This is a genomic window from Streptococcus oralis (assembly GCF_026782285.1).
GTDB lineage: Bacteria > Bacillota > Bacilli > Lactobacillales > Streptococcaceae > Streptococcus > Streptococcus oralis_CG.
In genome coordinates this window covers 1-14,078 of sequence record NZ_JAKUWG010000004.1, presented here as the reverse complement: position 1 = coordinate 14,078, position 14,078 = coordinate 1, and the positions used below count along the sequence as shown (strand labels likewise).

The following is a 14,078-nucleotide window of genomic DNA, read 5'->3' as shown; positions in this document are numbered from 1 at the left end:
AACTTACTATAACAACTTTGGTAAAATAAGGGATTTTTATTGATAGAAAAGCGTTTTCAGAAGAATATACACATGGCGCTAACAAGTAAAATATCTCGGATTACGTGCCCGTAAAAAGAAAATTCTCTTCTCATAGATTTTGGAAATAAAAATCGAGCAAAAATAAATCCCAAACCAACATAAAAAACAATAGATAAAACCGTCATTGGATTTCTCAAGAACAGCAAGGTTGCCAGAGCTGTCAGGACAACTGTTTTTTTCTTATTGAGAGTAGTTTTCAAATCTCGACTGTACTTCTCAAATGGTAAAAAGACAAGTAAATCAATGCCAAATAAGAAAAAGAAGGAAGGCAAGAAAAGATCTACTAACTCTTGCTGAAAAGCTGTCTGTGTTAAAATAGTCTCCGACAACACAAGACAGACACCTACTAGGTTTAAGACCAACATGGTACTATAAAATAGTTTCACTTTTTTCTGACTGTTTATAATGCTATGAACATCCTGATCTCGAGTATAAAAGAAATTCATCCCTGCGCACAGACCTGATGCCAATACGATAAACACTAGAAAACAAGCGCTTGACTGCTTTAAGGTTAAGATGGCTCCCTTCCACAGTAAACAGCTACTCAAACTAATCTGGATCAAAGCTAATAACAATAAGATGCGAATTGATTTTATCATTTTCAGTTCTCCCTTCGTATACATGATTATACTCTGCGAGAAAGATAAAAATTCCCCTCTCTTCTCAAATGTCCAATTTTGACGCTCAACTGACAAAATGAAAAATAGTTGAAGCGATTTGAGAGATATTGCTTCGTGCTCACCTAACCCCAATAGACAGAAGTGTAAAACAAAAGAGAACCCAAAGGTTCTCTCGTTTGCTTTTATTCTACTGTTTCTTCAACTTTTATTTCCACAGTTTCGTCTACTGGAGCATTTTCTGTCTCTTCTTGTTCTGGAGCCAGATATGATGCTTCATTGATAGCCTGTGGTTCAAGGTTACGGTAGCGAGCCATACCAGTACCTGCTGGGATGATCTTACCGATGATAACATTTTCCTTGAGTCCAAGGAGATGATCTTTCTTACCACGGATGGCTGCATCTGTAAGGACACGAGTTGTTTCCTGGAAGGAAGCCGCTGACAAGAAACTGTTGGTTTCAAGTGAGGCTTTGGTGATTCCCATAAGGACTGGACGACCTGTCGCTGGAACTCCACCTGCGATAAGAACATCCTTGTTGGCATCTGTAAAGTCGTTGATATCCATGAGAGTACCCATAAGAAGGTCTGTGTCACCTGGATCCATGACACGAACTTTACGGATCATTTGACGAACCATTACCTCGATGTGTTTGTCACCGATTTCTACCCCTTGGCTCCGGTAAACTTTTTGTACTTCACCGAGAAGGTAAGTTTCAACTGACAAGACATCACGAACAGCAAGGAGACGTTTTGGTTGGATAGAACCTTCTGTCAATGCTGCACCACGAGAGACTTGGTCTCCAACTTCGACACGCATACGTGCTGTAAATGGAACCACGTACTCACCTTCGCCAGTTTCACCCTTAACAAAGACTTTCTTGGTACGAGTTGAAGCATCTTCTTCGATGGCTGTAACCTCACCCTTGACTTCAGTGATGACCGCTTCCCCTTTAGGATTGCGGGCTTCAAAGATTTCTTGGACACGAGGAAGACCCTGAGTGATATCGGTATTTGAGGCAACCCCACCCGTGTGGAAGGTACGCATTGTAAGCTGTGTACCAGGTTCCCCGATAGATTGGGCAGCAATTGTACCAACTGCTTCACCAACTTCAACCGCATCACCTGTCGCCAAGTTGATACCGTAACAGTGACGGCAGACACCATGACGAGTGTTACATGTAAATACCGAACGGATAGTAACTTCTTCCACGCCAGCATTAACAATTTCACGCGCCTTGTCTTCTGTAATCAACTCATTTGGACCGATGATAACCGCACCAGTTTCTGGGTGTTTAACAGTTTTCTTAGTGTAACGACCATTGAGACGCTCTTCGAGAGACTCGATCATCTCTTTCCCTTCTGCGATAGAGCGGATCAAGAGACCACGGTCTGTTCCACAGTCATCCTCACGGATGATAACGTCTTGGGCAACGTCAACCAAACGACGAGTCAAGTAACCTGAGTCGGCTGTCTTAAGGGCCGTATCGGTCATACCTTTACGAGCACCGTGAGTTGAGAAGAACATTTCGAGTACTGACAAACCTTCGCGGAAGTTTGAAAGGATTGGCAATTCCATGATACGTCCGTTCGGAGCCGCCATCAGACCACGCATACCGGCAAGCTGTGAGAAGTTTGAGATGTTACCACGGGCTCCAGAGTCCATCATCATAACGATTGGGTTCTTAGGATCTTGGTTGGCAACCAAACGTTTCTCCAATTTTTCACGGGCAGCACGCCATTCAGCTGTAACAGCGTTGTAGCGCTCATCGTCCGTAATCATACCACGACGGAATTGTTTGGTGATTTGTTCTACACGTTTGTGTGATTCTTCGATGATTTCAGTCTTGTCATCAACGACTGGGATATCGGCGATACCTACTGTCAAACCTGCAAGAGTTGAGTGATGGTAACCGAGGTTCTTCATGCGGTCAAGTAGGGCAGAAGTTTCTGTCGTACGGAAACGTTTGAAGATTTCAGCGATGATATTCCCAAGGTTTTTCTTCTTGAATGGAGGATTGAGTTCAAGGTTGCGAATGGCTTCCTTGATATCGCCACCTAGTGGCAAGAAGTACTTAGCTGGGAGTCCTTCTGTCAAGTTCGCATTATTTGGTTCTTGCAAGTAAGGTAGACCCTCTGGCATGATGTCGTTGAAGAGGATTTTACCAACTGTTGTCAGCAAGACCTTGTGTTTTTGCTCCTCTGTCCATGGTTTGTTGAGGCTGTCAGTTGCAATACCTACACGTGAATGGAGGTGAACATAACCATTACGGTAAGCCATAACAGCTTCGTCACGGTCTTTGAAGACCATTCCTTCACCTTCACGACCAGCTTCTTCCATAGTCAAGTAGTAGTTACCCAAAACCATGTCCTGAGATGGAGTAACAACTGGTTTACCATCTTTAGGGTTCAAGATATGCTCAGCAGCCAACATCAAGATACGAGCTTCTGCTTGGGCTTCTTCTGAAAGCGGTACGTGGATGGCCATTTGGTCCCCGTCAAAGTCGGCATTGTAGGCTTCACAGACAAGTGGGTGCAAGCGAAGGGCCTTACCATCAATCAAGACTGGCTCGAAGGCTTGGATACCCAAACGGTGAAGGGTCGGTGCGCGGTTCAAAAGTACTGGGTGCTCTTTGATTACTTCTTCAAGGATATCCCAGATACGTTCATCTCCACGTTCCACCAAGCGTTTAGCTGCTTTGACGTTTTGCACGATGTCGCGGGCAACGATTTCACGCATGACAAATGGTTTAAAGAGCTCAATCGCCATTTCACGTGGCACACCACATTGGTACATCTTAAGAGTTGGACCAACGGCGATAACGGAACGTCCTGAGAAGTCAACACGTTTACCGAGCAAATTTTGACGGAAGCGTCCTTGTTTCCCTTTAAGCATGTGGCTCAATGATTTAAGAGGACGGCTACCTGGTCCTGTGATCGGACGACCACGACGACCGTTGTCAATCAAAGCGTCAACCGCTTCTTGAAGCATACGCTTCTCATTTTGAACGATGATACCTGGTGCATTCAACTCAAGCAAGCGAGCCAAACGGTTGTTACGGTTGATAACACGACGGTAAAGGTCATTCAAGTCAGATGAGGCAAAACGACCACCATCCAACTGCAACATTGGACGAAGATCTGGTGGAATAACTGGAAGAATGTTGAGAATCATCCATTCAGGTTTATTTCCAGACTTGTAAAAGGCATCCAAAACATCCAAACGACGGATAGCTTTGACACGTTTTTGTCCAGTAGCTGTTTTCAACTCTTCTTTGAGTTCGGCAATTTCTTTTTCAAGATCTACTTGTTTCAAAAGGTCTTGGATAGCTTCGGCACCCATTTTGGCAACGAATGATCCATAACCGTACTCACGCAAGCGCTCACGGTATTCGCGCTCTGTCATGATAGATTTGTGCTCAAGTGGTGTATCCTTCGGATCAATCACCACATAAGCCGCAAAGTAGATAACTTCCTCGAGGGCACGAGGACTCATATCAAGGGTCAAGCCCATACGGCTTGGAATCCCCTTAAAGTACCAGATGTGAGATACAGGAGCTTTCAACTCGATGTGCCCCATACGCTCACGACGAACTTTTGTACGCGTTACTTCAACCCCACAACGGTCACAAACAATCCCTCTGTAGCGAATGCGTTTGTACTTACCACAAGCACATTCCCAGTCTTTCGTAGGACCAAAAATGACTTCATCAAAGAGTCCTTCACGTTCTGGTTTCAACGTACGGTAATTGATTGTTTCAGGTTTTTTGACTTCTCCATAAGACCATGAACGGACTTTGCTTGGAGAAGCTAGGGTGATTTGCATACTTTTAAAACGATTTACATCAACCACTATTTCTTCCCTTTCTATTCTAAGTGAACTGCTTATTCTTGGTCAGCAGCTTCTTCTGTTGCTTCCGCTTTTGCAGTTTCTTCAGCTTCAAATGCTGCTTTTGCATCTTGGGCTGCTTTTTCGCGGGCTTTTTCAAGGTCATCTACGTGGATGACATCTTCGTCCATTCCTTCATCCAAGTCACGAAGTTCCACTTCTTGATCATCTTCGTCAAGGACACGCATGTCAAGACCAAGAGATTGCAATTCTTTTACAAGAACTCGGAAGGATTCTGGGACACCTGGTTTTGGAATTGGTTTTCCTTTTGTGATAGCTTCATAAGCTTTCAAACGTCCGTTGATATCGTCAGACTTGTAGGTCAAGATTTCTTGAAGGACATTTGACGCACCGTAGGCTTCAAGAGCCCAAACCTCCATCTCACCGAAACGTTGTCCACCAAACTGAGCTTTACCTCCGAGTGGTTGTTGGGTAACGGTTGAGTATGGTCCGACTGAACGCGCGTGCAATTTATCGTCAACCATGTGGTGGAGTTTGATCATGTACATGACACCAACTGATACACGGTTGTCAAACGGCTCACCTGTACGTCCATCGTAAAGGATTGTCTTAGCATCGCTATCCATCCCTGCTTCTTTAACGGTTGACCAAAGGTCTTCAGAACTTGCTCCGTCAAAGACTGGCGTTGCGATGTGGATACCAAGAGTACGAGCTGCCATACCAAGGTGAAGCTCCATAACCTGACCGATATTCATACGTGATGGCACCCCAAGTGGGTTCAACATGATATCGACTGGAGTTCCATCTGGAAGGTAAGGCATGTCTTCTACAGGAACGATACGAGAGACAACCCCTTTGTTTCCGTGACGTCCGGCCATCTTATCTCCGACCTTGATCTTACGTTTTTGAGCGATGTAGACGCGAACCAGCATGTTAACGCCTGATTGCAACTCATCTCCATTTGCACGTGTAAAGATCTTAACATCACGAACGACACCATCGGCACCGTGTGGTACACGAAGAGAAGTATCACGCACCTCACGAGACTTGTCTCCGAAGATAGCGTGCAAGAGGCGTTCTTCAGCTGAAAGATCTTTTTCACCTTTAGGCGTTACTTTACCTACAAGGATATCGCCTTCTTTAACCTCAGCACCGATACGGATAATCCCCATTTCGTCAAGGTTTTTAAGGGCATCTTCCCCAACGTTTGGAATCTCACGAGTAATTTCTTCAGGCCCAAGCTTTGTATCGCGCGTTTCTGATTCGTATTCTTCGAGGTGGACAGATGTGTAGACATCGTCTTTGACCAGGCGTTCGCTCATGATAACGGCATCTTCGAAGTTGTAACCTTCCCAAGTCATGTAGGCAACGATTGGGTTTTGTCCAAGCGCCATTTCCCCTTTTTCCATAGAAGGTCCGTCAGCGATAAAGTCGCCTTTTTCAACGACATCGCCAACTTTAACAAGTGTACGTTGGTTATAAGCAGTACCTGAGTTTGAACGACGGAATTTTTGGATGTGGTAAACGTCCAATGAACCATCTTCACGGCGTACTTCTACCTTGTCAGCATCTGCGTATGTAACTTTACCATCATACTGAGCAATAACAGCAGCACCAGAGTCATGAGCTGCTTGGTATTCCATACCAGTACCAACGTAAGGTGCTTTTGGATCAATCAAAGGCACAGCCTGACGTTGCATGTTGGCACCCATGAGGGCACGGTTAGAGTCATCGTTTTCCAAGAAAGGAATACATGCTGTCGCAACGGCAACTACCTGTTTTGGTGATACGTCCATGTAGTCAACCACTTCTGCTGGATACTCTTGGTTGACCCCTTGGTGACGTCCCATGACAACTTTCTCAGCAAAAGTACCGTCTTCGTTGAGGCGAGAGTTAGCCTGCGCTACAGTAAATTCATCTTCTTCATCGGCTGTCAACCAAACGATTTCATTGGTAACAACTCCTGTTTCACGGTCAACCTTACGGTATGGTGTTTGAACAAATCCATACTTGTTCAAGTGTCCGTATGATGACAAGTTATTGATCAAACCGATGTTAGGTCCTTCAGGTGTCTCGATTGGACACATACGACCATAGTGAGTGTAGTGCACGTCACGTACTTCATATCCAGCACGGTCACGTGTCAAACCACCAGGCCCTAAGGCTGACAAACGGCGTTTGTGAGACAACTCAGAAAGCGGGTTGTGTTGGTCCATGAACTGTGACAACTGTGATGAACCAAAGAATTCTTTAACCGCAGCTGTTACAGGACGGATATTGATGATTTGTTGTGGTGTTAAAACTTCATTGTCCTGAACAGACATACGTTCACGGACATTACGTTCCATACGAGAAAGTCCAAGACGTACTTGGTTAGCAAGCAATTCACCAACTGCACGGATACGACGGTTTCCAAGGTGGTCGATATCATCCACACGGCCGATACCTTCCGCCAAGTTGAGGAAGTAGCTCATCTCTGCAAGGATATCTGCAGGAGTTACAACACGAACCTTGTCGTCTGGATTGGCATTTCCGATGATGGTTACAACACGGTCTGGGTCTGTTGGGGCAACAACCTTGAATTTTTGAAGGACAACAGGTTCTGTCAGAACAGCTGCATCGTTTGGAATATAAACGATCTTGTTCAAGTCGCCATCCAAGTGACTCTCGATACTTTCAATCACGCTACGAGTCATAACGGTACCAGCTTCTACCAAGATTTCACCAGTTTCAGGGTCTACCAATGGCTCCGCAATGGTTTGGTTAAGCAAGCGTGTTTTGATGTTGAGTTTTTTATTGATCTTGTAACGACCAACAGCTGCCAAATCGTAGCGGCGTGGATCGAAGAAACGTGCGACAAGCAAGCTACGTGAGCTTTCAGCAGTCTTAGGCTCACCTGGACGAAGCCGTTCGTAGATTTCTTTCAAGGCCTCGTCTGTACGAGAGTCCATTGGATTCTTGTGGATATCTTTTTCAACAGTATTGCGAACCAATTCGCTATCACCAAAGATATCAAAGATTTCATCATCACCTGAGAAACCAAGCGCACGAACCAAGGTCGTAAATGGAATCTTACGAGTACGGTCAATACGAGTATAGGCGATGTCTTTTGAGTCGCTTTCAAGTTCCAACCAAGCCCCACGGTTAGGAATGACAGTTGAACCGTAGCCTACTTTACCGTTCTTGTCTACTTTGTCATTAAAGTAAACACCTGGTGAGCGGACCAACTGAGAAACGATAATACGTTCACCACCATTGATGATGAAAGTACCCATTTCGGTCATGATTGGGAAATCACCAAAGAAGACTTCTTGAGTCTTGATTTCGCCTGTTTCTTTATTAATCAAGCGGAAGGTTACAAAAATTGGTGCTGAGTAGCTAGCATCGTGGATACGTGCTTCTTCGAGCGTGTATTTTGGTTCCTTGATTTCATAGCCAACAAATTCTAACTCCATTGTGTCTGTGAAGTTTGAAATTGGCAATACATCTTCAAAAACTTCCTTGAGACCGTGGTCTAGGAAATCCTTGAATGAATCCGTTTGAATTTCAATCAAATTTGGTAAGTCAAGAACTTCTTTGATTCTTGAAAAACTACGACGGGTACGATGTTTCCCGTATTGAACGTCATGTCCTGCCAAGATGATTCTCCTTTGTAAATAAATTCCAAGCCTTATCAATCAGGCTTTTCTAATCGTCATATGGTTTTAAAAACCCCTATCACCATGTCCCTTTGATGAATTTTCAGAATCTTTAAATCTTTGTTACAAGCACTCGAAAACCTGAAAAAAAGCACAAAAAGAGCAGCTAAATCTGACTTTTTCAGAAGATTTAACTGCTGTGAGCCTTGTCTGGACAATATTTCAGACAAAACCGACGACAAATGATTATTTATATTGTACCCTATTTAGCCAGATTTTTCAAGGTTTTTTTACTATTTTTTAAACAATCTTTTCCTATATATTATTTTAAAATTTCAAGAGAATGAAGCATTATATTTTCTCTCAAAAACTAGGAAAACGCTTGCACTAATGTTTACCTCGTGCTATACTGATAAGGAACAACTACACAAGGAGAATTGTGATGAAAAAGATCCCATCTCAAACTGAGAAAAAAATGATTTACGGTATCCGTTCTTTGAAAAACGGAACTGGTTCTGTCCTTATTGGTGCCAGCATTGTCTTGCTTTCTGCTGCAATGCCAACTATTTCGGCCAACGAAAACCTTCCTCAAACTCAGAAAAATACCAGCGCTGTGACCAAGGCCCCTACTGAGACTGAAATTAGTCAAACTCAAACGGAAACGCCTATTTCTGAACAAAAGAATGCAAACGCTTCCCTTAACGCTAAAAAAGAAGCTCCAGCTGCGGAAACTACTACAGCACCAGAAACACCTAAAACAGAAGATGCTACTACAAGCCAGGCTAACAGCAAGGAAGAGAATGTAGATGTCAGCACTTCGACGCCAACTTCAGATCAAAAACCACAAGCAGACACATCTTCTGAAGAACCCATCGCAGACAACCACTTCCGCATCCATGTAAAAAAACTCCCTGAAGAAAACAAAGATTCTCAAGGTCTTTGGACTTGGGACGATGTTGAAAAGCCGTCTGAAAACTGGCCCAATGGAGCCAAGTCCTTCAAGGATGCCAAGCAAGATGACTACGGCTATTACCTAGATGTCAAACTCAAAAATGAGCAAGCTAAGAAAGTCAGCTTCCTTATCAACAATACCAAGGGGGATAACCTGACGGGGGACCGTTCGGTAGAGCGCCTCTCTCCAAAAATGAATGAGGCCTGGCTAGACGAAAACTACAAGGTATACAACTACCGCCCTCAACCAGCAGGAACTATTCGTGTCAACTACTATCGCACCGATGGCAACTATGACAAAAAATCCCTCTGGTATTGGGGCGATGTCAAAAACCCAAGCAGTGGAGAATGGCCTGACGGTACTGACTTTACCGCAACTGGAAAATATGGCCGTTACATTGATATCCCACTCAATGAAGCTGCGAGAGAATTTGGATTTTTATTACTAGACGAAAGCAAGAAAGGCGATGATGTGAAAATCCGAAAAGAGGATTACAAATTTACAGATTTAAAAAATCATAGTCAAATCTTCCTCAAAGATGATGACGAAACCATCTACACCAACCCCTACTATGTGCACGATATCCGCATGACTGGTGCTCAACACGTGGCTAAATCCCGTATCGAAAGCAGTTTTTCTACCCTAGTTGGAGCTAAGAAAGACGATATCCTCAAACACTCCAGCATCACTGATTACCAAGGGAATAAAGTAGCTATCACAGACGTGGAAGTGGATGAGGCAGGTAAAAAAGTGACCTACATCGGCGACTTCTCTGACACTCAACACCCGTACACTGTCAGCTACAATTCAGACCGCTTTACGACACGTTCAAGCTGGCGCCTCAAGGATGAATCCTACAGTTACGATGGTCCACTCGGCGCAACTCTGAAAGAAGATGGCAAGCGTGTTGACCTCACCCTCTGGTCTCCAAGTGCTGATAAGGTTTCCGTTGTTGTCTATGACAAGAAAGACCCTGAAAAGGTAGTCGGAACTGTCGCCCTTGAAAAAGGAGAAAAAGGAACCTGGAAACAAACTCTGGATGCAAACTCTGGTCTCGGTATCAGCAACTATACTGGCTACTACTACCACTACCAAATCGAGCGTCAAGGTAAAACTGTTCTCGTTCTTGACCCTTATGCTAAATCGTTAGCAGCTTGGAACAGCGATCTTGCAAAAACAGACGCTGCCCATAAAGTTGCTAAGGCTGCCTTTGTCGATCCAGCGAAGTTAGGTCCGCAAGACTTGACCTATGGGAAGATTCGCAACTTCAAATCGCGTGAAGATGCCGTCATCTATGAAGCTCATGTGCGTGACTTCACTTCGGATCCTGCCATCGCAAAAAACTTGACCAAACCATTTGGTACCTTTGAAGCCTTTATCGAAAAACTAGACTATCTCAAAGACTTGGGTGTGACTCATATCCAACTCCTTCCAGTCTTGTCTTACTACTTTGTCAATGAATTGAAAAACCATGAGCGTTTGTCTGCCTACGCTTCAAGCAACAGCAACTACAACTGGGGATATGACCCTCAAAACTACTTCTCCTTGACTGGTATGTACTCAAGCAATCCTAAGGATCCAGAAAAACGTATTGCCGAATTCAAAAATCTCATCAACGAAATCCATAAACGTGGCATGGGGGCTATCTTGGACGTGGTCTACAACCATACTGCCAATGTTGATATTTTTGAAGATATTGAGCCAAACTACTATCACTTTATGGATGCTGATGGAACACCCCGTACTAACTTTGGAGGCGGCCGTTTGGGAACAACCCACTACATGTCTAAACGTGTCTTGGTAGACTCTATCAAGTATCTGGTTGAAACCTACAAAGTGGATGGTTTCCGCTTCGATATGATGGGTGACCACGATGCGGCTTCAATCGAAGAAGCATACAAGGCTGCACGCGCCCTCAATCCAAATCTTATCATGCTAGGTGAAGGCTGGAGAACCTATACTGGTGATGAAAATGCGCCTGTACAACCTGCTGACCAAGATTGGATGAAGAAAACAGATACTGTCGCTGTCTTTTCAGACGACATCCGTAACAACCTCAAGTCTGGCTATCCAAACGAAGGTCAACCGGCCTTTATCACAGGTGGCAAACGCGATATCAATACTATCTTTAAAAATCTCATTGCCCAACCAACAAACTTTGAGGCTGACAATCCTGGAGATGTTATCCAGTATATCGCGGCCCATGATAACTTGACCCTCTTTGACATTATTGCTCAGTCTATCAAAAAAGATCCAAGCAAGGCTGAAAACTACGCTGAGATCCATCGTCGTTTGCGACTTGGAAACCTCATGGTATTGACTGCTCAAGGAACTCCGTTTATCCACTCTGGTCAGGAATACGGACGTACCAAACAATTCCTAGACCCAGCCTACAAGACTCCTGTTCCAGACGATAAGGTCCCAAACAAATCTCACTTGTTACGTGACAAGGACGGCAAGCCATTTGTCTATCCTTACTTTATCCATGACTCTTACGACTCTAGTGATGCTGTCAACAAGTTTGACTGGACCAAGGCTACAGATGGCAAAGCATATCCTGAAAATGTCAAGAGCCGTGACTACATGAAAGGTCTGATCGCTCTTCGTCAATCTACAGACGCCTTCCGCCTCAAGAATCTACAAGATATCAAAGAACGCGTCCAACTCATTACTGTCCCAGGCCAAAATGGTGTTGAAAAAGAAGACGTGGTCATCGGCTACCAAATCACCGCTCCAAATGGAGATGTCTACGCAGTCTTTGTCAATGCGGATAGTAAGGCTCGAGAATTCAACTTGGGAACTGCATTTGCTCACTTAAGAAAGGCCGAAGTTTTGGCTGATGAAAACCAAGCAGGATCCGTAGGAATTGCCAACCCTCAAGGTCTCGAATGGACTGAAAAAGGCTTGAAATTGAACGCTCTCACTGCTGTCGTTCTCCGCTTATCTCAAGGTGGTGCCATTGTCGCTCCAGCTGTGGAAGAAAAACCAGAATTTGATCTTTCTAGCTTGGAAGTTGAACCAGAACATGGCCAAATCCAAAACCTAGCAGCCAATCCTGAAACTCAAGAAACTGCTACAGAGGCTCACTCTCAGAACCTCCTTCCAAACACAGGAACTGAGAGCAAATCCCTCCTTGCTCTTGCTGGATTCAGCATCCTTGCTCTTCTCGGACTTGGATGGTTGATGAAAAACAAGAAAAAGAACTAATACTCAATGAAAATCAAAGAGTAAACTAGAAAGCTAGCCGCAGGCTGCTCAAAGCACAGCTTTGAGGTTGTAGATAAGGCGAAGCTGACGTGGTTTAAAGAGATTTTCGAAGAGTATAACCTAGCCCTCCTATAGAGAAAACACCCCATGATTAGAAGAATCTTCTAGTCATGGGATGTTGTTTGCAGGCTCTATAATATTTGTAGTGGGTAAATCCCCTATGGATATTATGGAGCCTATTTTGTTGTAGAAAAAAAGTCCCATATGACCTATAATGAAAAGCGACCAAACCATCATTAGAAAGAATCATATGGAACCATTACATTTTATCACAAAACTACTCGATATCAAAGACCCAAACATCAAGATTGTAGATATCATCAATATGGATACACACAAGGAAATCATCGCTAAACTGGACTATGACGCCCCATCTTGTCCTGATTGCGGAAGTCAAATGAAGAAATATGACGTTCAAAAACCTTCTAAGATTCCTTACCTTGAAACGACTGGTATGCCTACTAGAATTCTCCTTAAAAAGCGTCGTTTTAAGTGCTATCAGTGTTCGAAAATGATGGTCGCTGAGACTTCCCTCGTCAAGAAAAATCATCAAATCCCTCGTATTATCAACCAAAAAATTGCTCAAAAGTTGATTGAAAAGACGTCTATGACCGATATTGCTCATCAGCTGGCCATTTCAACTTCAACTGTTCTCCGAAAGTTCAATGACTTCCGTTTTAAACATGATTTTTCTCGTCTTCCAGAGATTATGTCTTGGGATGTTGAAACAGTCAGGGGAGTGACTGTTTCAATCGGGAGATGAAGATGAGTTTCATTGCGCAAGATTTTGACAAGCTCAATATCATCACTGTCCTTGAAGGCAGGACACAAACTATCATCCGAAATCACTTTCTGCGCTACGATAGAGCTATTCGCTGTCAGGTAAAATTATTACTATGGATATGTTTAGTCCTTACTATGACTTGGCTAAACGACTTCGCTTTCGAATTTCTAGGCTCAGGCTGAAACAGTCTCCCAGACTGTTTCACTCCCAAATGCTAAAATCGTTCTAGATCGTTTTCACATTGTACAACATCTTAGCCGTGCCATGAGTCGTGTGCGTATCCAAATCATGAATCAATTTGAACGAAAATCCCATGAATACAAGGCTATCAAACGTTACTGGAAGCTCATTCAACAGGATAACCGTAAACTCAGCGATAAGCAATTTTATCGACCTACTTTTCGTATACACTTAACTAATAAAGAGATTCTAGAAAAGCTTTTGAGCTATTCAGAAGACTTGAAACACCACTATAATCTCTATCAGCCCTTGCTTTTTCACTTTCAGAATAAGGAACCAAAGAAATTTCTCGGGCTCATTGAGGACAATCTAAAGCAGATTCATCCCCTTTTTCAAACTGTCTTTAGAACCTTTCTTAAGCATAAAGACAAGATTATCACCGCCCTTGAATCACTCTATTCCAAAGCCAAACTAGAAGCAACCAATCATCTCATTAAACTCATCAAACGAAATGCCTTTGGTTTTCGGAACTTTGACAATTTTAAAACTAGAATTCTCGTCGCTTTGAATATCAAAAAGGAGAGGACTGATCTAGTCCTCTCCAGGGTATGACTTTTTGGTAATCCACTACAGTTGACAAAGAACCAAAAAAAGATACTCACTTAAGTATCTTAGTCAATAAATCAATCGGGAAGACAGGATTCGAACCTG

At 43.6% G+C, this 14,078-nt stretch carries 4 protein-coding genes and 1 pseudogene; 2 read left to right on the top strand and 3 right to left on the bottom strand.

What is annotated here, in order from left to right; genetic code table 11:
• Positions 1-56 precede the first annotated feature (56 nt).
• From MK403_RS04320 to rpoB, 3 genes are all read right to left on the bottom strand, one after another.
• Positions 57-680, bottom strand: coding sequence for a hypothetical protein (locus MK403_RS04320; protein WP_268709059.1), 624 nt, complete (start codon positions 678-680; stop codon positions 57-59).
• Between the two features lie 203 nt (positions 681-883).
• Positions 884-4,549: a DNA-directed RNA polymerase subunit beta' gene (gene rpoC / locus MK403_RS04315; RefSeq protein ID WP_268709058.1), complete on the bottom strand. Its 3,666-nt coding sequence runs from the start codon at positions 4,547-4,549 to the stop codon at positions 884-886.
• Between the two features lie 32 nt (positions 4,550-4,581).
• A complete protein-coding gene (gene rpoB, locus MK403_RS04310) occupies positions 4,582-8,184 on the bottom strand; it encodes a DNA-directed RNA polymerase subunit beta (protein ID WP_268709057.1) in 3,603 nt (1,200 codons plus the stop codon).
• A gap of 442 nt (positions 8,185-8,626) precedes the next feature.
• Here rpoB and MK403_RS04305 point away from each other — a divergent pair, with 442 nt between their 5' ends.
• Positions 8,627-12,343: a pullulanase gene (locus tag MK403_RS04305; RefSeq protein ID WP_268709056.1), complete on the top strand. Its 3,717-nt coding sequence runs from the start codon at positions 8,627-8,629 to the stop codon at positions 12,341-12,343.
• Between the two features lie 310 nt (positions 12,344-12,653).
• A pseudogene (locus MK403_RS04300) lies at positions 12,654-13,979 on the top strand (transposase).
• The last annotated feature ends 99 nt before the right edge of the window (positions 13,980-14,078 follow it).

Coding starts and splice junctions, on each gene's coding strand:
- MK403_RS04320 (WP_268709059.1), bottom strand. CDS start 680: ATGATAAAATCAATTCGCATCTTATTGTTATTAGCTTTGATCCAGATT.
- MK403_RS04305 (WP_268709056.1), top strand. CDS start 8,627: ATGAAAAAGATCCCATCTCAAACTGAGAAAAAAATGATTTACGGTATC.